The sequence below is a fragment of the Streptococcus sp. 53 genome (genome assembly GCF_013276565.1).
Classification (GTDB): Bacteria; Bacillota; Bacilli; order Lactobacillales; family Streptococcaceae; genus Streptococcus.
The window spans coordinates 1-25,275 of record NZ_VMLG01000039.1 but is presented as its reverse complement, the minus strand read 5'-3'; the positions used below and the strand labels follow the sequence as shown (position 1 = coordinate 25,275).

Here is a 25,275-nt window from a genome sequence, read left to right as displayed (position 1 = left end):
TTTAATCTTCCTCCATTTTCTTAGGTTGATAGGCTAGCATACCTAAACCAGTAAATAGGGCTAATATCACAACAAGGAAAATGACTTGATGATGAATATTTCCTGTCATAGAAATTGTTTGTCGTAATCCCGAAACTGAATAACTCATTGGTAACCAAGGATTAATGGCTCTAAAGAAATCATTTGTCAAGGCAAGTGGATAAGTACCTGCACTTGATGCTAACTGTAATAAAAGCAAAATAAGAGAAAAGAAAGCTCCTATACGGCTATTCCATGTTGTTAAAGCGGTCACCATGGACATGAATACTAAACTTGTTAGGATAATGAGAATAAATGTTCTCATCTCATGATTAGCCGTTAGACCAATAAGATGAACTCCTCCATATACCAAAATTCCTGCCAAAACAGCTATAATACCATTTATTTCTGCTCGAGATTTCAACCAAGCCCAACGACTCTCTGGATGACGTCCTGAAGGCAACTTCGCAAAGATCATATTCGTTGATATTGCTGCAACAAAGAGAGCAACTGATATCATATAAGGAGCCATTGCAATTCCATTTACAGGAACTTGGTCATTGTCAGCTTTGGAGAGACTGAGAGGATTTGACAAAATCTCTGCATTTTTAGATTCTGTTGATGCTGACTTGAGTTGATCACTAGCATTACCTAATCCTTGTCCCAAAGAAGCAACTCCTGTCTGTAAACCTTCCAATCCAGAAGTTAACTTTGTTCCACCTTCTGCTAGTTTCCCAGCTCCAGCTGCCAATTTATTAGCTCCACTTTCTAATTGAGAAGCACCTGAAATTAACTGACTAGATTTGTCAGCTAATTGGCTCGATCCTGACTGCAATTTATCAACTCCTGCTATCAATTCTTGACTCTTTTGATTCAATTGGTTGGAGCCAGTTGATAATTTTTCAATACCAGACACTAATTCTGGAGTTTTTTCAACTAATTGACCAACTCCTGCTGTCAAACTAGAAGATTTTTGTGTCAAGGTGTTTGATCCTGAAACTAGTTGATCCAAACTACCTGTCAAGGTGGCATTTTTTTCACTTAGTTGACTTGCGCCCTGAGAAACTTTATCAACACCTGTAGTATATGCATTTACACCTGATGCAATCGACTGACTGGCAGGAACTAATTTACTCGTCACTGCTCCCTGTATCTCTGTTAATCCACTTGACAATCCTGTCAAAGAAGTAGAGGCAAGCGGTAATACTTGATTAGCTTGATTTTTTAAAGTCGAAAGATTTGAAGATTGATTTTGTAAGTTTTCTAAACTTCCCTGTAAACCTTGTACTAAAGCTATAATTGACTGAGCCGATTGAATACTATCAGTCGAATTTTGAGATACAGAGGCACTTATCTCAGCTTGTTGCTCACTTGTCAATGATTGATAAGCTGCTGTCGATTGAATATTAGCTAATATAGTCGCTTTATCAGACTGAGCACTTGCTAACATTTGATTAGAAAGAGATACTATACTTGATAAAACAGAATCTAATTCTTTTGTATCTCCAACATCAATATTTTGAATGGCTTGATTTAACTGATTCAAACCAGAAGATAATTGAACAATTTGATCTTTTTGCTCAGACGAAGCATCTAACTTGCTAGAAAGTTGTTGAATTCCTTCACTTAATTGCTCCAGCCACATTCGAAGTGTAGCTGATTGACTAGATAACTGATTAGCACCTGTTGCAAGACTTCCCACTCCATTGGTGTAGGCACTAACACCATATAAAAATTGATTAAGACCAGCATTAAGCTGAGAAACACCGCCAGTATAGGATTCTACACTAGTATATAACTGATTGATTCCTCTTACTAATTCAGGACTTTTAGAAGATAATTGACCTAATCCGCTATCTAATTGACTCACTGCACCAGTATATGTAACTAAACCACTATTAAAATTTCCTAATCCAAGATGAAGTTGTTCGACACCAGAAACATAAGAGGATAATCCTTTAGTAAACTGCTCCGTTCCATTTGAAAATGTTAAACTTGAATCTGCTAAAGAGTGTAGGTTAGTAGTTAATGTTTGACTTCCTGCCACTAACTGATTCGCTCCATCAGTTAATTTTTCACTACCAGACGCTACTTGACTCATACCATCCTTTAAATCGACCATTTTGTTAAATAAGGCTTTGGTATAGGTCTCAGTTACATTGGTAGAAACATTCTGCTTTAATTGTATCATAGCAGAATCGCTCATCTTGCTAGCAATAAAACTATGACCACTTGAAGTCTGATAATCGATTTGCATTTGCTCTGGATGGTCCGTTAAAATAGAAGCTGCTTTTTCAGATAAATCACTTGGTAAAGTTACTACCATATAGTAATCGCCATTTTCTAAACCCTTCTTACCTTCTTCTTCATCTACAAAATGAAAATCCAAGGTTTTATTTTCTTTTAAATTGGACACAATGTCTTTTCCTATTGCCATAGTATTACCATTATAGGAAGCCTCTTTATCATTATTGACAACTGCCACAGGTAAGTCAGACAATTGACCATATGGATCCCACATTGATGACAAAAATATGATATTGTACAGAGCTGGAATAAAAGAAATCCCGATCATGACAATAATAAAGGTTGGTTTTTTAAAAATTGCTTTCCATTCTTTAAACATATCTTCTCCTTTTTTAAACATATTGTCTAAAATTTTGATATAATAGATTATACATTAAAAAATCTAAATTACAAGATAAAAAATCCATTTTTAGACATATAGTCTAATTTGTTTACAAGGAGGAAATATGCAAGAAAGTAACAAACGCTTAAAAACAAAGCGAACTATTGAAAATGCTATGGTACAATTACTGATGGAACAACCATTTGATCAAATTTCTACTGTCAAGTTAGCAGAAAAAGCCGGAATTAGTCGTTCCAGCTTCTATACTCACTATAAGGATAAATATGATATGATTGAGCACTATCAAAGCAAGCTATTTCATACATTTGAATATATTTTTCAAAAACATGCTCATCACAAAAGAGACGCTATTTTAGAAGTATTTGAATATCTAGAGTCAGAACCGCTTCTGGCTGTCCTTCTTTCTGAAAACGGGACTAAAGAAATCCAAAATTTCTTACGAAATAAACTTCATATCATGCTCAGTACAGATTTACAAAAGCGATTTATGCAACTGAATCTTAATACCACTGAATTAGAATATAGTAGCATCTATCTAACTCATGCACTTTTTGGTGTCTGCCAAACTTGGATTGCACACGGAAAAAAAGAAAGTCCTCAAGAAATAACAGACTTCCTTATGAAGATGCTTGGTGATACAAATTGATACAAAAAGAGGAACACAGTTGTGTTCCCTTTTATCTATACTCCGCCAGTAGGACTCGAACCTACGACATCATGATTAACAGTCATGCGCTACTACCAACTGAGCTATGGCGGATAAAATAGTCCGTACGGGATTCGAACCCGTGTTACCGCCGTGAAAAGGCGGTGTCTTAACCCCTTGACCAACGGACCTTCTATCTGTAGCAGATATAACCATTATATCAATTTCTTGCTAATTGTCAATCACTTTTGAGATTTTTTCTCTAAAATATCTTTTAATTTTCTAATTTTTAATCTTGAAATAGGACAACGATGGTCTTCATAGAAAACAATTTCTAAGTTTTTTCGATCAATTTCTCTAATATTGCCTATATTTACCAAAAATGATTTATGAGGAGAATAAAATCGCTGAGTATGTTTGTCCTTTTCCTGAATATCTGTCATTGTTCCATAGAACTCTTTTGCAAAATTCTTACCAATAATGCGCAATTTATGAGAGACCCCTGTTGTTTCAATATACAAAATATCATGGTAAGGAATTTTTAAATCATTTCCCTTGTAATTATAGTCGAAATAATCTACAACATCTTCATTTTCAAGTAACATACTCTTCGTGTAGAAGATATTTTGCTCAATTCGCTTCTTAAACATCTCATCGTTGATATCCTTATCAACAAAATCTAGGGCTGATACCTGGTATTTATAGGTCAAAGTCGCAAACTCTGATCGACTGGTGATAAAGACGATAATAGCGTAAGGATTGTAATGACGAATGAGCTGAGCCACTTCAAATCCCTTTTTCTCAATTCCATGAATATCGATATCTAGGAAATAAAGCTGATTTACTTCATCGTTTTCAATGTATTCTTCAAATTCACGGACTTTTCCCGTTGTCTTGTATGATATTGGAATATTCGACTCTTTCGAAATTTCATCCAATATTCTCTCTAGTCTCACTTGATGTTCAATAACATCTTCTAAAATTAAAATTTTCATTCAAATTCCCTCTTAAATCTAATGATTTGTCTAAATGTACTGCCTTCCATCTCTGTTTCTAAAATAATATTGTTGTACTTATCTAGTAGTTCTTTCACATTATTTAATCCGACTCCGCGATTTCTTCCCTTAGTGGAGAATCCTAAGGCAAATAGATCTCCTGAAGGAGTCATCGTCATTTTACATGAATTCTGAATCACAATAACTGTTTCAGTTTCCATCTTAATAACTGCTACTTCCATCTGCTTTTTATAACTATCGGCTGATCCTTCGACAGCATTATTCAATAAAACGCTCATGATACGAACCAAATCCAATAGTTCAATGGGAAGCTTGGTAATCGTATCTTTTACTTCCAGTGTAAACTCTACACCATTATTTCGAGCATAGACAATGGACTGAGCAACCAAACTTCGTAAAGCTGAATCTTCTATGTTGTTCAAGTCAAAGTAAGTATACTTATCTGAACGCAGTTTATGATTAGCTTTGACCAAAACTTCATTGTAAACTCTGTCAATTTCCTGTAAATCACCACTGTCAATTGCCATCTGCATACTGACAAGCATTCCAGCATAGTCATGTCGAAAACCACGGATTTCATTATACAGTCCGACAATTTCATCTGTATAATTCTGTAAATGTTTCTGTTCAAATTTCTTCTGCTTCAAAGCAATCTCTTTTTCCATTTGTTCTTTATGCGAATTCATTGCAAAGAAGGTCAAAAGGAGAGAAATAAAGACAATAGATGACAAAATACTTCCAAAACTATTCAAATGTTTAACCGTACTTACCATATCTGAAACGAAAGATGCAGTATGGAGCAGTAGTAAAGCAAAAAATACTTTTTTCAAGAAGGGATAAAGGTAGTCCTTATCAAAATAGTTTAGTTCTAAGTGGAAATAATGAATGATTTTTAAGATAACAACATAGGTCAACACCGTTACAACGAAAAAGAATAGGCCATAATACTGTAAAACAAAATTGTCTCCTGTTATAGAAGAGAAAGTTACGGACAGAAAGTTATGAGTGCTCTCATATAAAAGAGATAGTAGTAAACTTAGAAATAGTCCTCTATCCCTCTCATACTGTTTCATCCATCGAAAATAGGAATATAGGCCCAAAGGAAATAAAAATGTTACAATCCCTAAACCATCTAAATTTAGAAGATAGAAGGGAAAACTAAGTACTATTTGTGATATTAATATATAAGAACTAAAAACGTATAATTCCTTTGCTTTTATTTGACCTTTACAAATTAAACGGTAACTGTGACTAGTAATTAAAAAATATAATATCAAATCTACTACTAAGAAAAAATCCATTCTGCTACTCCTTTATCTTCTTCTAAAGAAATTAAAGAGACCAGGGAAACTTTCAATTTTTTTTCTCATTTCCCCACCTTTAATCTTTTGTAAGTCTTTTTCCTTCAAAGCTACAAACTGTTCCAATTTAACTGTGTTTTTCATAATAAAATCTCCTAAAATGTTTTTTCTTGTAAGCTAACTTACAAAAACCATTATACAAAATGGAATTTCATTTTAGATAAAATTCTCTCAACTGTCATTTTTTTCTCCCCAAGTGTACTTTTTTAAGAAAAAAGCCGGGAAAATTCCCAGCTTTGCTACTATATTGATCCCAGCAGGATTCGAACCTGCGACCGTTCGCTTAGAAGGCGAATGCTCTATCCAGCTGAGCTATGAGACCTAACACAATTATTCTACCAAAAATTCAATTAAAAGTCAATTTTCTATTTATGATAGGGTGATCCCTGCTGAATCGTAAAAGCGCGATAGATTTGTTCAGCAAGGACTAGTCTCATTAACTGATGGGGCAAAGTTAGACGACCAAAACTAACAGAAAGATTAGCTCTCTTTTTTACAGATGATGACAATCCTAAACTTCCCCCAATAATAAAAGTAAGAGTAGAAAATCCTTTTATAGAAGCTTCTTCTAACTGCTTACTAAATTCTTCTGAGGAGAAAGTTTTCCCTTCAATGGCTAACACAATAACGAAATCACGGTCACCAACTTTCGATAAAATTCTCTGACCTTCTATTTCTAAAATCTTTTGATTTTCTGACTCACTGGCCCTATCTGGTGTTTTTTCATCTGCTAGCTCAATCATTTCAAGCTTAGCAAATCGAGAAATTCGTTTTGAATACTCCGCGATACCATCTTTTAAATACTTTTCTTTCAGTTTCCCAACTGTTACAACTTTAATTTTCATGACTCTATTCTAACATATTCTCTATTTTTTCACATCTTATTCACAAAATAAAAGGTTAATTTTAACCGAGAAAACCACAGATTTTTGGAAGTTATCCACAGTTTGTGTAAAACTTTTTGTGTTTAAGTTATAATTAAGCTAGTCAGTTTATACTTTCAGTAATTCAAAAATATGGAGGCAAATATGAAACATTTAAAAACATTTTACAAAAAAGGGTTTCAATTATTAGTCGTTATCGTCATTAGCTTTTTTAGTGGAGCCTTGGGTAGTTTTTCAATAGCTCAACTAACTCAAAAAAGTAGTGTAAGCAACTCTAACAACAATAGCACTATCACACAGACTGCCTATAAGAACGAAAATTCAACAACACAGGCTGTTAACAAAGTAAAAGATGCTGTTGTTTCTGTTATTACTTATTCAGCAAATAGACAAAATAGCGTATTTGGCAATGATGAGACTGATACAGATTCTCAGCAAATCTCTAGTGAAGGATCTGGAGTTATTTATAAAAAGAATGATAAAGAAGCTTACATCGTCACCAATAATCACGTTATCAATGGCGCCAGCAAAGTAGATATTCGTTTGTCAGATGGAACTAAAGTACCTGGAGAAATTGTCGGAGCTGACACTTTCTCTGATATTGCTGTCGTCAAAATCTCTTCAGAAAAAGTGACAACAGTAGCTGAGTTTGGTGATTCTAGCAAGTTAACCGTAGGAGAAACTGCTATTGCTATTGGTAGCCCGTTAGGTTCTGAATACGCTAATACTGTCACTCAAGGTATCGTATCTAGTCTCAATCGAAATGTGTCCTTAAAATCTGAAGATGGACAAGCCATTTCTACAAAAGCCATCCAAACTGATACTGCTATTAACCCAGGTAACTCTGGTGGCCCACTAATCAATATTCAAGGACAAGTTATCGGAATTACCTCAAGTAAAATTGCCACAAATGGAGGCACCTCTGTAGAAGGACTTGGTTTCGCAATCCCTGCAAATGATGCTATCAATATTATTGAACAGTTAGAAAAGAACGGAAAAGTGACACGCCCAGCTTTGGGAATCCAGATGGTTAATTTATCTAATATAAGTACAAGCGACATCAGAAGACTCAATATTCCAAGTAATGTTACATCTGGTGTAGTTGTTCGTTCTGTACAAAGTAATATGCCTGCCAATGGTCACCTCGAAAAATACGATGTGATTACAAAAGTAGATGACAAAGAGATTGCTTCATCAACAGACTTACAAAGTGCTCTTTACAATCATTCTATCGGAGACACCATTAAGATTACTTACTATCGTAACGGTAAAGAAGAAACTACATCCATCAAGCTTGACAAGAGTTCAGGTGATTTAGAATCTTAATTGACATCTATGTAAAGAAAGCTTTACATAAGAGAAAAGATGTGTTAGTGTAGAATCATGGAAAAATTTGAAATGATTTCTATCACGGATATACAAAAAAATCCCTATCAACCCCGAAAAGAATTTGATAGAGAAAAACTAGATGAACTAGCACAGTCTATCAAAGAAAATGGACTCATTCAACCGATTATTGTTCGTCAATCTCCTGTTATTGGTTATGAAATCCTTGCAGGAGAGAGACGCTATCGGGCTTCACTTTTAGCTGGTCTAAGGTCTATCCCAGCTGTTGTTAAACAGCTTTCAGACCAAGAGATGATGGTCCAGTCCATCATTGAAAATTTACAGAGAGAAAATTTAAACCCAATAGAAGAAGCACGCGCTTATGAATCTCTCGTAGAGAAAGGATTTACCCATGCTGAAATTGCAGATAAAATGGGCAAGTCTCGTCCATATATCAGCAACTCCATTCGTTTGCTTTCCTTACCAGAACAGATTCTCTCAGAAGTAGAAAATGGCAAACTATCACAAGCTCATGCGCGTTCTCTAGTTGGGTTGAATAAGGAACAACAAGACTATTTCTTTCAACGAATTATAGAAGAAGACATCTCTGTAAGGAAGTTAGAAGCTCTTCTGACAGAGAAAAAACAAAAGAAACTGCAAAAAACTGATTACTTCATAAAAAAAGAAGAAGAGCAATTAAAAAAACTACTCGGATTAGATGTAGAAATCAAACTGTCTAAAAAAGATAGTGGAAAAATCATTATTTCGTTTTCAAATCAAGAAGAATACAGTAGAATTATCAACAGCCTGAAATAAGGCTGTTCTTTTATTTTTTTATCTCACAAGGTTATCCACTATGTTTTTCGATAAAAAGCTTAATAAAACAATAGTTTCTGACTTTATCCCCAATCTGTGGATAAAACTTGGTAACATTGTGGATTATTTTTCACAGCTTGTGGAAAATTCTTGTTTTCTATGGTAAAATAGGTCTAGTATTAAACTTTTAAATAGTAAAGGAGGAGAAAGGATTGAAAGAAAAACAATTTTGGAATCGTATATTAGAATTTGCTCAAGAAAGACTGACTCGATCCATGTATGATTTCTATGCTATTCAAGCTGAACTCATCAAGGTAGAGGAAAATGTTGCCACTATATTTTTACCACGATCTGAAATGGAAATGGTCTGGGAAAAACAACTAAAAGATATTATTGTAGTTGCCGGATTTGAAATTTATGATGCTGAGATAACTCCCCACTATATTTTCACTAAACCTCAAGATACGGCTATCTCACAAGTTGAAGAAGCTACAAATTCAACTCTTTATGACTATAGTCCAAAGTTAGCATCTATTCCTTATTCGGATACTGGGTTAAAAGAAAAGTATACCTTTGATAATTTTATCCAAGGGGATGGAAACGTTTGGGCTGTATCAGCTGCTTTGGCTGTCTCTGAAGATTTGGCTCTGACCTATAACCCTCTTTTTATCTATGGAGGACCTGGGCTTGGTAAGACTCACCTGTTAAACGCTATTGGAAATGAAATTCTAAAAAATATTCCAAATGCGCGTGTTAAATACATTCCTGCAGAAAGCTTTATCAATGACTTTCTGGATCACCTAAGACTTGGGGAAATGGAAAAGTTTAAAAAAACCTATCGTAGTCTTGATCTTTTGTTAATCGATGATATCCAGTCACTCAGCGGAAAAAAAGTTGCAACTCAGGAAGAATTTTTCAATACCTTTAACGCCCTTCATGACAAGCAAAAACAGATTGTCCTAACGAGTGATCGTAGTCCAAAGCATTTAGAAGGGCTCGAAGAAAGGCTTGTCACGCGCTTTAGTTGGGGATTGACACAAACTATCACCCCCCCTGACTTTGAAACACGTATTGCCATTTTACAAAGTAAAACGGAACATTTAGACTACAATTTCCAAAGTGATACTCTAGAATACCTAGCTGGGCAATTTGATTCAAATGTTCGAGATCTTGAGGGAGCTATCAACGACATCACTTTAATTGCCAGAGTAAAAAACATCAAGGATATCACTATTGATATTGCTGCAGAAGCTATTAGAGCTCGAAAACAAGATGTTAGCCAAATTCTCGTCATCCCAATTGACAAAATCCAAAATGAAGTTGGTAACTTTTATGGTGTCAGCGTCAAAGAAATGAAGGGAAGTAGACGCCTTCAAAATATTGTTTTAGCCCGTCAAGTAGCCATGTATTTATCTAGAGAACTAACAGATAATAGTCTTCCAAAAATTGGGAAGGAATTTGGAGGAAAAGATCATACAACAGTCATTCATGCCCATGCAAAAATTAAATCTTTGATTGATGAAGACGATAATTTACGTTTAGAAATTGAATCAATCAAAAAGAAAATAAAATAACTTGTGGATAACTTTCGCTTTTTTATCTTTTTTATCCACATTTTTTAAACAAGCCAAAAAACTTGGTATGCCTTACTTTTAGTCTGTTTTCCACAGATTTCACAGACTCTATTATTACTATTATCCTTCTAATACTAAAAATAAATAAAGGAGAATCCATGATTCATTTTTCAATTAATAAAAATTTATTTCTACAAGCATTAAATATTACTAAGAGAGCTATTAGTTCTAAAAATGCCATTCCTATTTTATCAACAGTAAAAATTGACGTGACAAACGAGGGTGTTACTTTAATTGGTTCAAATGGTCAAATTTCAATTGAAAATTTTATTTCTCAAAAAAATGAAGATGCTGGTTTGTTAATTACTTCTTTAGGTTCGATCCTTCTTGAAGCTTCTTTCTTTATCAATGTTGTATCTAGTCTACCTGATGTGACTCTTGATTTTAAAGAAATTGAACAAAATCAAATTGTTTTAACCAGTGGAAAATCAGAAATTACCCTAAAAGGAAAAAATAGCGAACAGTATCCACGAATCCAAGAAATTTCAGCAAGCACTCCTTTAGTTCTTGAAACAAAATTACTCAAGAAAATTATCAATGAAACAGCATTTGCTGCAAGTACACAAGAAAGTCGTCCAATTTTAACAGGTGTTCATTTTGTATTGAGTCAACATAAGGAGCTAAAAACAGTGGCAACAGACTCTCATCGTCTAAGCCAGAAAAAATTGACTCTTGAAAAAAATAGTGATGATTTTGATGTCGTCATTCCTAGCCGTTCTCTACGCGAATTTTCAGCGGTATTTACAGATGATATCGAAACTGTAGAGATTTTCTTTGCCAATAACCAAATCCTCTTTAGAAGCGAAAATATTAGCTTCTATACTCGTCTCCTCGAAGGAAACTATCCTGATACAGATCGTTTGATTCCAACAGACTTTAACACTACTATTACTTTTGATGTTGTAAACTTACGCCAGTCAATGGAGCGTGCTCGTCTTTTATCAAGTGCGACTCAAAATGGTACTGTGAAACTTGAAATTAAAGATGGGATTGTTAGCGCCCATGTTCACTCTCCAGAAGTTGGTAAAGTAAACGAAGAAATTGATACTGATCAGGTTACTGGTGAAGATTTGACCATTAGTTTCAATCCAACTTATTTGATTGATTCCCTCAAGGCTTTAAATAGCGAAAAGGTGACCATTAGCTTTATCTCAGCTGTTCGTCCATTTACTCTTGTGCCAGCAGATACTGACGAGGACTTCATGCAGCTCATTACACCAGTTCGTACAAATTAAGTGAAAGAGGTTGAGCCTGGCTCGCCTCTTTTATGATATAATCGAAAAAGAAAAGGAGAGTAGTATGTATCAAGTTGGAAATTTTGTTGAGATGAAAAAACCACATGCTTGTACTATCAAGTCAACTGGTAAAAAAGCAAATCGTTGGGAAATTACACGTGTAGGGGCAGATATCAAAATCAAATGCAGTAATTGTGACCATGTTGTCATGATGGGGCGCTATGATTTTGATCGAAAAATGAATAAAATTATTGACTGAGAACCCTTAGTTAGAGGGTTAGCAATTTTTCCCTTTTTGTGTTATAATATTAGGGATTGAAATGAAAACGGAGAATGAGAAAATATGGCTTTAACAGCAGGTATCGTTGGTTTGCCAAACGTTGGTAAATCAACACTATTTAATGCAATTACAAAAGCAGGAGCAGAGGCAGCAAACTACCCATTTGCGACTATTGATCCAAATGTTGGAATGGTGGAAGTTCCAGATGAACGCCTACAAAAACTAACTGAAATGATTACTCCTAAAAAGACAGTTCCCACAACATTTGAATTTACAGATATTGCAGGGATTGTAAAAGGAGCTTCAAAAGGAGAAGGGCTAGGGAATAAATTCTTGGCCAATATTCGTGAAGTAGATGCGATTGTTCACGTAGTTCGTGCTTTTGATGATGAAAATGTGATGCGCGAGCAAGGACGTGAAGACGCCTTTGTAGATCCACTTGCCGATATTGACACTATTAACCTGGAATTGATTCTTGCAGACTTAGAATCAGTCAATAAGCGTTATGCGCGTGTAGAAAAGATGGCACGTACGCAAAAAGATAAAGAATCAGTAGCAGAGTTTAATGTTCTTCAAAAGATTAAACCTGTTCTTGAAGATGGGAAATCAGCTCGTACAATCGAGTTTACAGATGAAGAACAAAAAGTTGTCAAAGGTCTTTTCCTTTTGACGACTAAACCAGTTCTTTATGTTGCCAATGTAGATGAGGATGTGGTTTCAGAACCTGACTCTATCGACTATGTCAAACAAATTCGTGAATTTGCAGCGACAGAAAATGCTGAAGTAGTCGTCATTTCTGCGCGTGCTGAAGAAGAAATTTCTGAATTGGACGATGAAGATAAAAAAGAGTTTCTTGAAGCCATTGGTTTGACAGAATCAGGTGTAGATAAGTTGACACGTGCAGCTTACCACTTGCTTGGATTGGGAACTTACTTCACAGCTGGTGAAAAAGAAGTTCGCGCTTGGACTTTCAAACGTGGTATGAAAGCTCCTCAAGCAGCTGGGATTATCCACTCAGACTTTGAAAAAGGATTTATTCGTGCAGTAACCATGTCATATGAGGATCTAGTGAAATACGGATCTGAAAAGGCCGTAAAAGAAGCTGGACGCTTGCGTGAAGAAGGAAAAGAATATATCGTTCAAGATGGCGATATCATGGAATTCCGCTTTAATGTCTAAAAAATTAATAAATGGTGTCAATTAGGTTGGAAAAAAATTCCAACCCTTTTGGCTTTTGAAAGGAAAAATAAATGACCAAATTACTTGTAGGCTTGGGAAATCCAGGAGATAAATATTTTGAGACCAAACACAATGTTGGTTTTATGTTGATTGATCAATTAGCGAAAAAACAAAATGTCATTTTTACACACGATAAGATATTTCAAGCAGACCTAGCATCCTTTTTCCTAAATGGAGAAAAAATTTATCTGGTTAAACCAACGACATTTATGAATGAAAGTGGAAAAGCGGTTCATGCTTTATTGACTTATTATGGTTTAGATATTGAAGATTTACTCGTCATTTACGACGACCTTGACATGGAAGTTGGTAAAATTCGTTTAAGAACAAAAGGCTCAGCAGGTGGTCACAATGGTATTAAGTCTATTATTCAACATATTGGAACTCAGGTCTTTAATCGTGTTAAGATAGGAATTGGAAGACCTAAAAATGGTATGTCAGTTGTTCACCATGTTTTGAGTACCTTTGACAAGGATGATTATATTGGTATTTTACAGTCTATTGACAAGGTTGACGATTCTGTAAACTACTATTTAAAAGAGAAAAACTTTGAAAAAACGATGCAGAGGTATAACGGATAAATGGTGACCTTATTAGATTTATTCTCAGAAAATGATCAGATAAAAAAATGGCATCAAAATTTAACAGATAAGAAAAGACAACTAATACTAGGTTTATCAACGTCTACTAAGGCTCTTGCAATTGCAAGCAGTTTAGAAAAAGAAGATAAGATTGTATTGTTGACGTCAACTTATGGAGAAGCAGAAGGACTTGTTAGTGATCTTCTATCTATCTTGGGTGAGGAACTTGTCTATCCATTTTTGGTAGATGATACTCCTATGGTGGAGTTTTTGATGTCTTCACAAGAAAAAATCATTTCACGGGTTGAAGCCTTGCGTTTTTTGACTGATTCATCTAAGAAAGGGATTTTAGTTTGTAATATCGCAGCAAGTCGATTGATTTTACCGTCTCCAAATGTATTCAAAGATAGTATTGTAAAAATCTCAATCGGTGAAGAATATGATCAACACGCGATTATCCATCAGTTAAAGGAAATTGGCTATCGAAAAGTTACACAAGTACAAACTCAGGGCGAATTTAGTCTGCGAGGAGATATTTTAGATATTTTTGAAATATCCCAGTTAGAACCTTGCCGAATTGAGTTTTTTGGTGATGAAATTGATGGTATCAGGTCATTTGAAGTAGAAACACAATTATCGAAAGAAAATCAGACAGAACTCACAATCTTTCCAGCTAGCGATATGCTTTTGAGAGAAAAGGATTATCAAAGAGGTCAGTCAGCTTTAGAAAAACAAATTTCAAAGACTTTATCACCTATTTTGAAATCCTACCTAGAAGAAATTCTTTCAAGTTTTCACCAAAAACAAAGCCATGCATATTCTCGGAAGTTTTTATCTTTGTGCTATGATAAGATATGGACTGTTTTTGATTATATTGAAAAAGATACTCCAATATTCTTTGATGATTATCAAAAATTGATGAATCAGTATGAAGTCTTTGAAAGAGAATTAGCGCAGTACTTTACAGAAGAATTACAGAATAGTAAAGCATTTTCTGATATGCAGTATTTTGCTGATATTGAACAAATCTATAAAAAACAAAGTCCGGTGACCTTTTTCTCTAATCTTCAAAAGGGACTAGGAAATCTCAAGTTTGACCAGATTTATCAATTTAATCAATATCCTATGCAGGAGTTTTTCAATCAGTTTTCTTTTCTAAAAGAAGAAATTGAACGATACAAAAAAATGGATTACACTATTATCCTGCAATCTAGCAATTCAATGGGAAGTAAGGCATTGGAGGATATGTTAGAGGAATATCAGATTAAATTGGATTTCAGAGATAAGTCAAGAATCTGTCAACAATCTGTAAACTTAATTGAGGGTAACCTAAGACATGGTTTTCATTTTGTAGATGAAAAAATTCTGGTGATTACTGAACATGAGATTTTTCAAAAGAAATTAAAACGTCGTTTTCGAAGACAACATGTTTCGAATGCAGAGAGATTAAAAGATTACAATGAACTTGAAAAAGGGGATTACGTTGTTCACCATATTCATGGGATTGGTCAATATCTAGGAATTGAAACCATTGAAATTAAGGGGATTCACCGTGATTATGTCAGTGTCCAGTATCAAAATGGGGATCAAATCTCCATACCAGTGGAACAGATTCATCTACTGTCCAAATATATTTCAAGTGATGGGAAAGCTCCTAAACTCAATAAATTAAATGACGGTCATTTTAAAAAGGCCAAGCAAAAAGTTAAGAACCAGGTAGAGGATATAGCTGATGATTTAGTCAAACTCTATTCTGAACGCAGTCAGTTGAAGGGTTTTGCTTTCTCAGCTGATGATGAGGATCAACATGCTTTTGATGATGCCTTCCCTTATGTTGAAACGGATGATCAACTTCGTAGTGTTGAGGAAATCAAGAGAGATATGCAGAATTCTAATCCAATGGATCGACTTTTAGTTGGGGATGTTGGTTTTGGAAAGACTGAAGTTGCTATGCGTGCAGCCTTTAAGGCAGTCAATGATCACAAACAGGTTGTCGTTCTAGTTCCGACGACGGTTTTAGCGCAACAGCACTATACGAATTTTAAGGAACGATTCCAAAATTTTGCAGTTAATATTGATGTATTGAGTCGATTTAGAAGTAAAAAAGAGCAGACTGAAACACTTGAAAAATTGAAAAAGGGTCAAGTTGATATTTTGATTGGAACACATCGTGTTTTGTCAAAGGATGTTGTGTTTTCAGATTTGGGCTTGATGATTATTGATGAGGAACAGCGATTTGGTGTCAAGCATAAGGAAATGTTGAAAGAGTTAAAAAAACAAGTGGATGTCCTAACCTTGACCGCTACGCCAATTCCTCGTACCCTCCATATGTCTATGTTGGGAATCAGAGATTTGTCTGTCATTGAAACTCCGCCGACTAATCGCTATCCTGTTCAGACCTATGTTTTGGAAAAAAATGATAGTGTCATTCGTGATGCTGTTTTGCGTGAAATGGAGCGTGGAGGTCAAGTTTACTACCTTTACAACAAAGTTGACACGATTGACCAGAAGGTTTCAGAATTACAGGAGTTGATTCCAGAGGCTTCGATCGGTTATGTTCATGGTCGAATGAGTGAAATCCAGTTGGAAAATACTCTATTAGACTTTATTGAGGGACAATACGATATTTTAGTAACGACTACCATTATTGAGACTGGGGTGGACATTCCAAATGCTAATACTTTATTTATTGAAAATGCGGACCATATGGGTTTGTCAACCTTGTATCAGTTAAGAGGAAGAGTTGGTCGTAGTAATCGTATTGCTTATGCCTATCTCATGTATCGTCCAGAAAAATTAATCAGTGAAGTCTCTGAAAAGAGATTAGAAGCGATAAAAGGATTTACAGAATTGGGCTCAGGATTTAAGATTGCTATGCGAGATCTTTCTATTCGTGGAGCAGGAAACCTCTTAGGAAAATCCCAGTCTGGTTTCATTGATTCTGTTGGTTTTGAATTGTATTCGCAGTTATTGGAGGAAGCTATTGCTAAACGAAACGGTAATGCTAACACTAACACAAGAACCAAAGGGAATGCTGAGTTGATTTTGCAAATTGATGCCTATCTTCCTGAGACTTATATTTCAGACCAACGACATAAGATTGAAATTTACAAGAAAATTCGTCAAATTGACAACCGTGTCAATTATGAAGAGTTACAAGAGGAGTTGATAGACCGTTTTGGAGAATACCCAGATGTGGTTGCTTATCTTTTAGAGATTGGTTTGGTCAAGTCATATTTGGACAAGGTCTTTGTTCAACGTGTGGAAAGAAAAGATAATAAAATTACAGTTCAATTTGAAAAAGTCACTCAACGACTGTTTTTGGCTCAAGATTATTTTAAAGCTTTATCGGCAACAAACTTAAAAGTAGCTATAGCTGAGAATAAGGGATTAATGGAGCTTGTATTTGATGTCCAAAATAAGAAAGATTATGAAATTTTAGAAGGTCTGCGGATTTTTGGAGAAAGTTTATTAGGGATAAAAGAGTCGAAAGAAGGCAATTCTCTTTGACATTTTTCTTCTATAAAATAGATAAAAATGGTACAATAATAAGTTGAGGTAATAAGGATGAGATTAGACAAATATTTAAAAGTATCGCGAATTATCAAGCGTCGTACAGTCGCAAAGGAAGTAGCAGATAAAGGTAGAATCAAGGTGAATGGAATCTTGGCCAAAAGTTCAACGGACTTGAAAGTTAATGACCAAGTTGAAATTCGTTTTGGAAATAAATTGTTACTTGTAAAAGTACTGGAGATGAAAGATAGTACAAAAAAAGAAGATGCAGCAGGCATGTATGAAATTATCAGTGAAACACGGGTAGAAGAAAATGTCTAAAAATATCGTACAATTGAATAATTCTTTTATTCAAAATGAATATCAACGTCGTCGCTACCTGATGAAAGAACGACAAAAACGGAATCGTTTTATGGGGTGGGTATTGATTTTGATTATGCTATTATTTATCTTGCCAACTTTTAATTTAGCGCAGAGCTATCAACAATTACTTCAAAGACGTCAGCAATTAGCAGACTTGCAAACTCAGTATCAAACCTTGAGTGATGAAAAGGATAAGGAGACAGCATTTGCTACCAAGTTGAAAGATGAGGATTATGCTGCCAAATATACACGAGCGAAGTACTATTATTCTAAGTCGAGGGAAATAGTTTATACGATTCCTGACTTGCTTCAAAGGTGATAAAATGGAAAATTTATTAGACGTAATTGAGCAATTTTTGAGTCTATCGGATGAAAAGCTGGAAGAGTTGGCTGATAAAAATCAATTATTGCGTTTACAAGAAGAAAAGGAAAGGAAGAATGCGTAAATTCTTAATTATTTTGTTGCTACCAAGTTTTTTGACCATTTCAAAAGTTGTTAGCACAGAAAAAGAAGTCGTCTATACTTCGAAAGAAATTTATTACCTTTCACAATCTGACTTTGGTATTTATTTTAGAGAAAAGCTAAGTTCTCCCATGGTTTATGGAGAGGTTCCTGTTTATGCGAATGAAGATTTAGTAGTGGAATCTGGAAAATTGACTCCCCAAACAAGTTTTCAAATAACCGAGTGGCGCTTAAATAAACAAGGAATTCCGGTATTTAAGCTATCAAATCATCAATTTATAGTTGCGGACAAACGATTTTTATATGATCAGTCAGAGGTGACTCCAACAATAAAACAAGTATGGTTAGAATCTGATTTTAAACTGTACAATAGTCCTTATGATTTAAAAGAAGTGAAATCATCCTTATCAGCTTATTCACAAGTATCAATCGATAAGACCATGTTTGTAGAAGGAAGGGAAGTTCTACATATTAATCAGGCTGGGTGGGTAGATAAGGAATCAACTTCTGAAGAAGATAATCGGATGAGTAAAGTCCAAGAAATGTTATCGGAAAAATATCAGAAAGATTCATTCTCTATTTATGTTAAGCAACTGACTACTGGAAAAGAAGCTGGTATCAATCAAGATGAAAAGATGTATGCAGCTAGCGTTTTGAAACTCCCTTATCTCTATTATACGCAAGAAAAAATAAATGAGGGTCTTTATCAGTTAGATATGACTGTAAAATACATATCTGCAGTCAATGATTTTCCAGGTTCTTATAAACCAGAAGGAAGTGGTAGTCTTCCTAAAAAAGAGGATAATAAAGAGTATTCTCTCAAGGACTTAATCACAAAAGTATCTAAAGAATCTGATAATGTAGCTCATAATATATTGGGTTATTACATTTCAAACCAATCTGATTCCACATTCAAATCCAAGATGTCTGCCATTATGGGAGATGATTGGGATTCAAAAGAAAAATTGATTTCTTCCAAGATGGCCGGGAAGGTCATGGAAGCTATTTATAATCAAAATGGATTTGTGTTGGAGTCTTTGACTAAAACAGATTTTGATAATCAGCGAATTGCCAAAGGTGTTTCTGTGAAGGTAGCTCATAAAATTGGGGATGTGGACGAATTTAAGCATGATACGGGTGTTGTCTATGCAGATTCTCCATTTATTCTTTCTATTTTCACTAAAAATTCTGATTATGATACGATTTCTAAGATAGCCAAGGATGTTTATGAGGTTCTAAAATGAGGGAACAAGATTTTTTAAATCATTTTCTCAAGAAGGGATATTTCAAAAAGCATGCTAAGGTGGTGCTAGCTCTTTCTGGTGGATTAGATTCTATGTTTCTATTTAAGGTGTTATCTACTTATCAAAAAGAGTTAGAAATTGAATTGATTCTAGCTCATGTGAATCATAAGCAGAGAGTAGAATCAGATTGGGAAGAAAAGGAATTAAGGAAGTTGGCTGCTGAAGCAGAGCTTCCTATTTATATCAGCAATTTTTCAGGAGAATTTTCAGAAGCGCGTGCACGAAATTTTCGTTATGATTTTTTTCAAGAGGTCATGAAAAAGATAGGTGCGACAGCCTTAATTACTGCCCACCATGCTGATGACCAGGTAGAAACGATTTTGATGCGTTTGATCCGAGGTACTCGTTTGCGCTATCTATCAGGAATTAAGGAGAAGCAAATAGTCGGAGAGATAGAAATCATTCGTCCCTTCTTGCATTTTCAGAAAAAAGACTTTCCACCAATTTTTCACTTTGAAGATACATCAAATAAGAAAAATCATTATTTTCGAAATCGTATTCGAAATTCTTATTTACCAGAATTAGAAAAAGAAAATCCTCGATTTAGAGATGCAATCTTAAGTATCGGTAATGAAATTTTAGATTATGACTTAGCTATAGCTGAATTATCAAAGAATATTGATGTAGAAAATTTAGAGCAGCTATTGTCTTACTCTGAGTCGACACAAAGAGTTTTACTTCAAACTTATCTGAATCGTTTTCCAGATTTGAATCTTACAAAAGCTCAGTTTGAAGAAGTTAGACAAATTTTAAAAACTAAAAGCCAGTATCGTCATCCGCTTAAAAATTGTTATGAATTGATAAAAGAGTATCAACAGTTTCGGATTTATAAAATCAGTCCGCAGGCTGATGAAAAGGAAGATGAACTTGTGTTACACTATCAAAATCAGGTAACTTATCAGGGATATTTATTTTCCTTTGGACTTCCTTTAGAAGGTGAATCAATTCAACAAATATCTGTTTCACGGGAAACATCCATACACATTCGTCATCGAAAAACAGGAGATGTTTTGATTCAAAATGGGCATAGAAAAAAACTCAGACGTCTATTTATTGATTTGAAAATCCCTATGGAAAAGCGAAAATCTGCTCTGATTATTGAGCAATTTGGTGAAATTGTCTCAATTTTGGGAATTGCGACTAGTGATTTGAGTAAAAACACGAAAAATGATATAATGAACACTGTACTTTATATAGAAAAAATAGATAGGTAAAAAAATGTTAGAAAACGATATTAAAAAAATCCTCGTTTCACACGATGAAATTACAGAAGCTGCTAAAAAATTAGGTGCTCAATTAACTAAGGACTATGCAGGAAAAAATCCAATCTTGGTTGGGATTTTAAAAGGATCTATTCCTTTTATGGCTGAATTGGTCAAACATATTGATACACATATTGAAATGGACTTTATGATGGTTTCTAGCTACCATGGTGGAACAGCAAGTAGTGGTGTTATCAATATTAAGCAAGATGTAAGTCAAGACATCAAAGGAAGACATGTTCTGTTTGTAGAAGATATCATTGATACAGGTCAAACTTTGAAGAATTTGCGAGATATGTTTATTGCAAGAGAAGCTTCTTCTGTTAAAATTGCAACCTTGTTGGATAAACCAGAAGGACGTGTTGTAGAAATTGAGGCAGACTATACCTGCTTTACTATCCCAAATGAGTTTGTAGTAGGTTATGGTTTAGACTACAAAGAAAATTATCGTAACCTTCCTTATGTTGGAGTATTGAAAGAAGAAGTGTATTCAAATTAGAAAGAACAATTTTTAATGAAAAAACAAAATAATGGTTTAATTAAAAATCCATTTCTATGGTTATTACTTATTTTTTTCCTAGTTACAGCTTACCAGTATTTTAGTACAGGTAGTGTTGCAGGGAAAAGTGAGCAAATTAATTATACAGAATTGGTAAAAGAAATTACCGATGACAATGTAAAAGAATTAACCTACCAACCAAATGGCAGTGTTATCGAAGTTTCGGGTGTCTATAAAAATCCTAAAACAAGTAAAGAAGAAACAGGTATTCAGTTTTTCACGCCATCTGTTACTAAGGTAGAGAAATTTACCAGCACTATTCTTCCTGCAGATACTACCGTATCAGAATTGCAAAAACTTGCTTCGGACCATAAAGCAGAAGTAACTATTAAGCATGAAAGTTCAAGTGGTATGTGGATTAATCTACTCGTATCCATTGTGCCATTTGGAATTCTATTCTTCTTCCTATTCTCTATGATGGGAAATATGGGGGGAGGCAATGGTCGTAACCCAATGAGTTTTGGACGTAGTAAGGCTAAAGCTGCAAATAAAGAAGATATTAAAGTAAGATTTTCAGATGTTGCTGGAGCTGAGGAAGAAAAACAAGAACTAGTTGAAGTTGTTGAATTCTTAAAAGATCCAAAACGATTTACAAAACTTGGAGCCCGGATTCCAGCAGGTGTTCTTCTGGAGGGACCTCCGGGAACAGGTAAGACTTTGCTTGCTAAAGCAGTCGCCGGAGAAGCAGGTGTTCCATTCTTTAGTATATCAGGTTCTGACTTTGTAGAAATGTTTGTCGGAGTTGGAGCTAGTCGTGTTCGTTCTCTTTTTGAAGATGCCAAAAAAGCAGCGCCAGCTATTATCTTTATTGATGAAATTGATGCTGTCGGACGTCAACGTGGAGTCGGTCTTGGTGGAGGTAATGACGAACGTGAACAAACCTTGAACCAACTTTTGATTGAGATGGATGGTTTTGAGGGAAATGAAGGGATTATCGTCATCGCTGCTACAAACCGTTCAGATGTACTTGACCCTGCCCTTCTGCGTCCAGGACGTTTTGATAGAAAAGTATTGGTTGGCCGTCCTGATGTTAAGGGGCGCGAAGCAATCTTGAAAGTTCATGCTAAGAACAAGCCTTTAGCAGAAGATGTAGATTTGAAATTAGTTGCTCAACAAACCCCAGGTTTTGTTGGTGCTGATTTAGAGAATGTCTTGAATGAAGCGGCTTTAGTTGCTGCTCGTCGCAATAAATCGATAATTGATGCCTCAGATATTGATGGAGCAGAAGATAGGGTTATTGCTGGACCTTCTAAGAAAGATAAGACTGTTTCACAAAAAGAACGTGAATTAGTTGCCTATCATGAGGCAGGACATACCATTGTTGGTCTAGTCTTATCGAATGCCCGAGTTGTCCATAAGGTTACAATTGTACCACGTGGTCGTGCAGGTGGTTATATGATTGCACTTCCTAAGGAAGACCAAATGCTTCTATCTAAAGAAGATATGAAAGAGCAATTGGCTGGCTTAATGGGTGGACGTGTAGCTGAAGAAATTATCTTTAATGTTCAAACTACAGGAGCTTCAAACGACTTTGAACAAGCGACACAAATGGCGCGTGCAATGGTTACAGAGTACGGTATGAGTGAAAAACTTGGCCCAGTACAATATGAAGGAAACCATGCTATGTTTGGGGCACAGAGTCCTCAAAAATTAATTTCAGAACAAACAGCTTATGAAATTGACGAAGAAGTTCGTTCATTATTGAATGAAGCACGAAATAAAGCTGCTGAAATTATTCAGTCAAATCGTGAAACTCACAAGTTGATTGCAGAAGCATTATTGAAATACGAAACATTAGATAGTACACAAATTAAAGCTCTTTACGAAACAGGAAAGATGCCTGAAGCAGTAGAAGAGGAATCTCATGCACTATCCTATGATGAAGTAAAGTCAAAAATGAATGACGAAAAATAACCCAAAGAGAGGCTTGTCCTCTCTTTTTTGTGCAGTTGAGGATCTAAAGGGTGCAGAATGGAGGAAATGTGCCAAAAGTGTTTCTGAATCTGTTAGACTGTATCTAGAAAGGGGAAGATTATGCTTAAAAAAATGTATGAAGAAGTCCAAGGAATTGTATACAAGTGTAGAAATGAATATTACCTTCATTTGTGGGAGCTATCGGATTGGGACCAAGAGGGCATGATATGTCTACATGAATTGATTAGTAGAGAAGAAGGGCTGGTAGAAGATATCCCTCGTTTAAGGAAATATTTCAAAACAAAATTCCGGAATCGAATTTTAGATTATCTCCGTAAGCAGGAAAGCCACAAACGAAGATATAATAAAGAACCTTATGAAGAAGTGGGTGAGATAAGTCATCGTATAAGTGAGGGCGGTCTGTGGCTAGATGACTATTATCTCTTTCATGAAACCCTAAGAGATTATAGAAACAAACTAAAGAGCAACAAGAAGAGTTAGAACGCGTCTTAAGGGATGAACGCTTCCGAGGGCGTCAAAGAGTGCTAAAGGACTTACGTATTGTGTTTAAAGAGTTTGACATCCGTACCCACTAGGAAGTCATGCAAAAAAGGTAAATTCCCAAACTAACTTCCACCGCTAATCCAAGTGGAAGTTAGTCTGATAAAAATCCTAAAAACTAGTGGAAATCCGTGTCAGGGTAAGTTCCACTGGTTTTAATCATGCTTGATTTCATCGCTTTTGTAGCCAAAATGAATAGAAAAAAAGAGCGCACAAAATCCCCTCATCTGAAAGCGTTTCAGATTAAGTTCCGCTATGGTTGAAGTTAGTGTGAGACGTTTGAATGGGGTTAAAGGTTAGTTTTTAGAACTTATGTTGGAGTAATGTAGACGACTGACAGACGTCTTCTGCAGGTATTTTAGAAATGCCGAGAAGTTTAGGAATTTCTTCTCCATAGGTAAAGGCAAAGAGTTCATAGGCTGACTTTCCATTCAAAGCAGCGCGTTTGACGCTGTTGACATGAGAACAAACGAGATTGATGTCCTCTTGAGTTAAGTTGTCAAAAGAAGTTCCTTTAGGTATAATGTCGCGAATCAGCGTGTGATTTTTCTCAATTCTGCCTTTCTGGTCAGAACGATTAGGGTCACAAAAGAAGAGTTTACTCTCTCCTCGCACATCCATTTCGATATCATCGACCCTGGCAAACTCTCCACCATTATCTGTCAGGATGACAGGAAAGAGTTGGAAGAAATCTTTGTCAGCTTGGGGAAGAGTTTTCTTGATGTCATAGAGGTGTTTGGTAACCTCAAGGGCAGTTTTATTATCCAGAAGTCTAGCGAAGATAAAGTTACAGAAAGATAGATTGAAGGTGAGTGGGACTTTACCTCCCATTCTCCCCAGAACTGTATCCATTTCCAGCCAAGAGTCTAGTTGATTAAGAGCTAAATAATTTAGGAAATCCTCATAGGAGCGACCTTTTTTAGCTTCTTTAGGAATGGAGGGGAGATTACGTTTCCGTCTTTCTTTGAATTTAACGGCTCTGGCTAGGTCAATAGGAGCGATAGATAGGTATCCTTTTCGGATATGTCGATAGACAGTTGAGGAGCTGACATCAAGGTTATGAGTTTTGAGGATATGATAGATGTGTTGTCCCTTTTTAACTCCATCAGAAATGACTTTGTCCATTTTCCAGAAGGTCTTGGAATTGAGGGGAGTTCCTTCACGAGCTTCGACAAGAGTTTGTTCGTATTGTTTTTGAGCTTGTTTAGAGAGGTAGAAGATCTTCTTATAGCCACAATTTTGTCTTCTTTTAGGACATCCATTACAGACAAAGGTAGCTTTGTCTAGTAAAGGACAAGGAAGGTTATGGTCTGTAGACTCTCGGACTTGTCTGTTTCGTTTGACCTCTTTGGAAACAGTAGTTGGGTCTTTTAGAATGGATTGTCCAATAGCTTTGAATGTTTCACCGCGCTCTAAACCTAATTGGATATCATTACGGTCGGAAAGGGTAAGATGTTTATGTTTTGTCATAGTAGACCTCATTTCTAACTCAAACGTCTCACACTTAATTCCACCATAAAAATCCGTTTTAGACTAATTTCCACTTTGGTCAGGCGAGTGGAAGTTACTTTGAGAAGTTACCGTCATGCAAAAAAGTAAAAAAAGTTTAAAAAAGTAGTTGACAAAAAATAAAAAGTCGGTATAATAGTA

General features: G+C 35.4%; 22 protein-coding genes, 3 tRNA genes and 1 pseudogene. 17 read left to right on the top strand and 9 right to left on the bottom strand.

What is annotated here, in order from left to right; translation table 11 throughout:
- Position 1: 1 nt before the first annotated feature.
- Positions 2-2,644 (bottom strand): YhgE/Pip domain-containing protein, encoded by a 2,643-nt coding sequence (locus HT722_RS09355; RefSeq protein WP_173278759.1) that lies wholly within the window; start codon positions 2,642-2,644, stop codon positions 2-4.
- Between the two features lie 127 nt (positions 2,645-2,771).
- Between HT722_RS09355 and HT722_RS09350 the strand changes: the two genes are divergently transcribed.
- Positions 2,772-3,314, top strand: a complete 543-nt coding sequence (locus HT722_RS09350) for a TetR-like C-terminal domain-containing protein (RefSeq protein WP_023940611.1) — start codon at positions 2,772-2,774, stop codon at positions 3,312-3,314.
- A gap of 40 nt (positions 3,315-3,354) precedes the next feature.
- On the opposite strand, the gene HT722_RS09345 is transcribed toward HT722_RS09350, so the two are convergent.
- The 7 genes from HT722_RS09345 to rlmH all read right to left on the bottom strand — a co-directional run bounded on the left by HT722_RS09345 (position 3,355) and on the right by rlmH (position 6,536).
- Positions 3,355-3,428: transfer RNA gene (locus HT722_RS09345), tRNA-Asn, on the bottom strand.
- A 5-nt stretch (positions 3,429-3,433) separates the two neighbouring features.
- A tRNA-Glu gene (locus HT722_RS09340) sits at positions 3,434-3,505 on the bottom strand.
- A 51-nt stretch (positions 3,506-3,556) separates the two neighbouring features.
- A complete protein-coding gene (gene comE / locus HT722_RS09335; protein WP_173278758.1) occupies positions 3,557-4,309 on the bottom strand; it encodes a competence system response regulator transcription factor ComE in 753 nt (250 codons plus the stop codon).
- Positions 4,306-5,631, bottom strand: coding sequence for a competence system sensor histidine kinase ComD (gene comD / locus HT722_RS09330; protein WP_173278757.1), 1,326 nt, complete (start codon positions 5,629-5,631; stop codon positions 4,306-4,308). Before comD ends, comE begins: the two co-directional genes overlap by 4 nt.
- Before the next feature lie 12 nt (positions 5,632-5,643).
- Positions 5,644-5,775: a competence-stimulating peptide ComC gene (comC, locus tag HT722_RS09325; RefSeq protein WP_173278756.1), complete on the bottom strand. Its 132-nt coding sequence runs from the start codon at positions 5,773-5,775 to the stop codon at positions 5,644-5,646.
- A 164-nt stretch (positions 5,776-5,939) separates the two neighbouring features.
- Positions 5,940-6,013: transfer RNA gene (locus HT722_RS09320), tRNA-Arg, on the bottom strand.
- A gap of 43 nt (positions 6,014-6,056) precedes the next feature.
- Complete coding sequence (rlmH, locus tag HT722_RS09315) at positions 6,057-6,536, bottom strand: 23S rRNA (pseudouridine(1915)-N(3))-methyltransferase RlmH (RefSeq protein WP_173278755.1); 480 nt, start codon at positions 6,534-6,536, stop codon at positions 6,057-6,059.
- Between the two features lie 183 nt (positions 6,537-6,719).
- Here rlmH and HT722_RS09310 point away from each other — a divergent pair, with 183 nt between their 5' ends.
- The 16 genes and pseudogenes from HT722_RS09310 (at position 6,720) to HT722_RS09240 (ending at position 23,660) form a co-directional block, all read left to right on the top strand.
- The gene (locus HT722_RS09310) at positions 6,720-7,901 is read left to right on the top strand and encodes a S1C family serine protease (RefSeq protein ID WP_000681584.1); all 1,182 of its coding nucleotides are present in this window, start codon (positions 6,720-6,722) and stop codon (positions 7,899-7,901) included.
- Between the two features lie 57 nt (positions 7,902-7,958).
- Positions 7,959-8,717, top strand: a complete 759-nt coding sequence (locus tag HT722_RS09305; RefSeq protein WP_100104165.1) for a ParB/RepB/Spo0J family partition protein — start codon at positions 7,959-7,961, stop codon at positions 8,715-8,717.
- A gap of 212 nt (positions 8,718-8,929) precedes the next feature.
- Positions 8,930-10,291 (top strand): chromosomal replication initiator protein DnaA, encoded by a 1,362-nt coding sequence (dnaA, locus tag HT722_RS09300; protein ID WP_166732034.1) that lies wholly within the window; start codon positions 8,930-8,932, stop codon positions 10,289-10,291.
- Between the two features lie 158 nt (positions 10,292-10,449).
- The gene (dnaN, locus tag HT722_RS09295; protein ID WP_173278754.1) at positions 10,450-11,586 is read left to right on the top strand and encodes a DNA polymerase III subunit beta; all 1,137 of its coding nucleotides are present in this window, start codon (positions 10,450-10,452) and stop codon (positions 11,584-11,586) included.
- 64 nt (positions 11,587-11,650) lie between these two features.
- Complete coding sequence (locus HT722_RS09290) at positions 11,651-11,845, top strand: DUF951 family protein (RefSeq protein WP_000285186.1); 195 nt, start codon at positions 11,651-11,653, stop codon at positions 11,843-11,845.
- An 84-nt stretch (positions 11,846-11,929) separates the two neighbouring features.
- Positions 11,930-13,045, top strand: coding sequence for a redox-regulated ATPase YchF (ychF, locus tag HT722_RS09285; RefSeq protein WP_001218707.1), 1,116 nt, complete (start codon positions 11,930-11,932; stop codon positions 13,043-13,045).
- A gap of 71 nt (positions 13,046-13,116) precedes the next feature.
- On the top strand, positions 13,117-13,686 hold the full coding sequence (pth, locus tag HT722_RS09280) for an aminoacyl-tRNA hydrolase (protein WP_173278753.1): 570 nt from the start codon (positions 13,117-13,119) through the stop codon (positions 13,684-13,686).
- Positions 13,687-17,196, top strand: a complete 3,510-nt coding sequence (gene mfd, locus HT722_RS09275) for a transcription-repair coupling factor (protein WP_173278752.1) — start codon at positions 13,687-13,689, stop codon at positions 17,194-17,196.
- A 57-nt stretch (positions 17,197-17,253) separates the two neighbouring features.
- Positions 17,254-17,520, top strand: a complete 267-nt coding sequence (locus HT722_RS09270) for an RNA-binding S4 domain-containing protein (protein ID WP_001234978.1) — start codon at positions 17,254-17,256, stop codon at positions 17,518-17,520.
- On the top strand, positions 17,513-17,881 hold the full coding sequence (locus HT722_RS09265; protein WP_000041912.1) for a septum formation initiator family protein: 369 nt from the start codon (positions 17,513-17,515) through the stop codon (positions 17,879-17,881). The genes HT722_RS09270 and HT722_RS09265 overlap by 8 nt, the downstream gene beginning before the upstream one ends.
- 4 nt (positions 17,882-17,885) lie before the next feature.
- Complete coding sequence (locus tag HT722_RS10695; protein ID WP_000429334.1) at positions 17,886-18,008, top strand: SP_0009 family protein; 123 nt, start codon at positions 17,886-17,888, stop codon at positions 18,006-18,008.
- Positions 18,001-19,269 (top strand): serine hydrolase, encoded by a 1,269-nt coding sequence (locus HT722_RS09260; protein ID WP_138701555.1) that lies wholly within the window; start codon positions 18,001-18,003, stop codon positions 19,267-19,269. Before HT722_RS10695 ends, HT722_RS09260 begins: the two co-directional genes overlap by 8 nt.
- On the top strand, positions 19,266-20,543 hold the full coding sequence (gene tilS / locus HT722_RS09255; protein WP_023936240.1) for a tRNA lysidine(34) synthetase TilS: 1,278 nt from the start codon (positions 19,266-19,268) through the stop codon (positions 20,541-20,543). The genes HT722_RS09260 and tilS overlap by 4 nt, the downstream gene beginning before the upstream one ends.
- Before the next feature lie 4 nt (positions 20,544-20,547).
- The gene (gene hpt, locus HT722_RS09250) at positions 20,548-21,090 is read left to right on the top strand and encodes a hypoxanthine phosphoribosyltransferase (RefSeq protein WP_173278751.1); all 543 of its coding nucleotides are present in this window, start codon (positions 20,548-20,550) and stop codon (positions 21,088-21,090) included.
- A gap of 15 nt (positions 21,091-21,105) precedes the next feature.
- The gene (ftsH, locus tag HT722_RS09245) at positions 21,106-23,064 is read left to right on the top strand and encodes an ATP-dependent zinc metalloprotease FtsH (protein WP_173278750.1); all 1,959 of its coding nucleotides are present in this window, start codon (positions 21,106-21,108) and stop codon (positions 23,062-23,064) included.
- Positions 23,065-23,184: 120 nt separating this feature from the next.
- Positions 23,185-23,660 (top strand): annotated as a pseudogene (locus HT722_RS09240) (sigma-70 family RNA polymerase sigma factor).
- 268 nt (positions 23,661-23,928) lie between these two features.
- Here the strand turns inward: HT722_RS09240 and HT722_RS09235 are convergent.
- Positions 23,929-25,095: an IS30 family transposase gene (locus tag HT722_RS09235; RefSeq protein ID WP_173278749.1), complete on the bottom strand. Its 1,167-nt coding sequence runs from the start codon at positions 25,093-25,095 to the stop codon at positions 23,929-23,931.
- Positions 25,096-25,275: the final 180 nt, after the last annotated feature.

What these genes read in the sequence shown, in the direction of transcription:
- HT722_RS09355 (WP_173278759.1), bottom strand. Translation starts at nt 2,644, where the DNA reads ATGTTTAAAGAATGGAAAGCAATTTTTAAAAAACCAACCTTTATTATT.
- HT722_RS09350 (WP_023940611.1), top strand. Translation starts at nt 2,772, where the DNA reads ATGCAAGAAAGTAACAAACGCTTAAAAACAAAGCGAACTATTGAAAAT.
- comE (WP_173278758.1), bottom strand. Translation starts at nt 4,309, where the DNA reads ATGAAAATTTTAATTTTAGAAGATGTTATTGAACATCAAGTGAGACTA.
- comD (WP_173278757.1), bottom strand. Translation starts at nt 5,631, where the DNA reads ATGGATTTTTTCTTAGTAGTAGATTTGATATTATATTTTTTAATTACT.
- comC (WP_173278756.1), bottom strand. Translation starts at nt 5,775, where the DNA reads ATGAAAAACACAGTTAAATTGGAACAGTTTGTAGCTTTGAAGGAAAAA.
- rlmH (WP_173278755.1), bottom strand. Translation starts at nt 6,536, where the DNA reads ATGAAAATTAAAGTTGTAACAGTTGGGAAACTGAAAGAAAAGTATTTA.
- HT722_RS09310 (WP_000681584.1), top strand. Translation starts at nt 6,720, where the DNA reads ATGAAACATTTAAAAACATTTTACAAAAAAGGGTTTCAATTATTAGTC.
- HT722_RS09305 (WP_100104165.1), top strand. Translation starts at nt 7,959, where the DNA reads ATGGAAAAATTTGAAATGATTTCTATCACGGATATACAAAAAAATCCC.
- dnaN (WP_173278754.1), top strand. Translation starts at nt 10,450, where the DNA reads ATGATTCATTTTTCAATTAATAAAAATTTATTTCTACAAGCATTAAAT.
- HT722_RS09290 (WP_000285186.1), top strand. Translation starts at nt 11,651, where the DNA reads ATGTATCAAGTTGGAAATTTTGTTGAGATGAAAAAACCACATGCTTGT.
- ychF (WP_001218707.1), top strand. Translation starts at nt 11,930, where the DNA reads ATGGCTTTAACAGCAGGTATCGTTGGTTTGCCAAACGTTGGTAAATCA.
- pth (WP_173278753.1), top strand. Translation starts at nt 13,117, where the DNA reads ATGACCAAATTACTTGTAGGCTTGGGAAATCCAGGAGATAAATATTTT.
- mfd (WP_173278752.1), top strand. Translation starts at nt 13,687, where the DNA reads ATGGTGACCTTATTAGATTTATTCTCAGAAAATGATCAGATAAAAAAA.
- HT722_RS09270 (WP_001234978.1), top strand. Translation starts at nt 17,254, where the DNA reads ATGAGATTAGACAAATATTTAAAAGTATCGCGAATTATCAAGCGTCGT.
- HT722_RS09265 (WP_000041912.1), top strand. Translation starts at nt 17,513, where the DNA reads ATGTCTAAAAATATCGTACAATTGAATAATTCTTTTATTCAAAATGAA.
- HT722_RS10695 (WP_000429334.1), top strand. Translation starts at nt 17,886, where the DNA reads ATGGAAAATTTATTAGACGTAATTGAGCAATTTTTGAGTCTATCGGAT.
- HT722_RS09260 (WP_138701555.1), top strand. Translation starts at nt 18,001, where the DNA reads ATGCGTAAATTCTTAATTATTTTGTTGCTACCAAGTTTTTTGACCATT.
- tilS (WP_023936240.1), top strand. Translation starts at nt 19,266, where the DNA reads ATGAGGGAACAAGATTTTTTAAATCATTTTCTCAAGAAGGGATATTTC.
- hpt (WP_173278751.1), top strand. Translation starts at nt 20,548, where the DNA reads ATGTTAGAAAACGATATTAAAAAAATCCTCGTTTCACACGATGAAATT.
- ftsH (WP_173278750.1), top strand. Translation starts at nt 21,106, where the DNA reads ATGAAAAAACAAAATAATGGTTTAATTAAAAATCCATTTCTATGGTTA.
- HT722_RS09235 (WP_173278749.1), bottom strand. Translation starts at nt 25,095, where the DNA reads ATGACAAAACATAAACATCTTACCCTTTCCGACCGTAATGATATCCAA.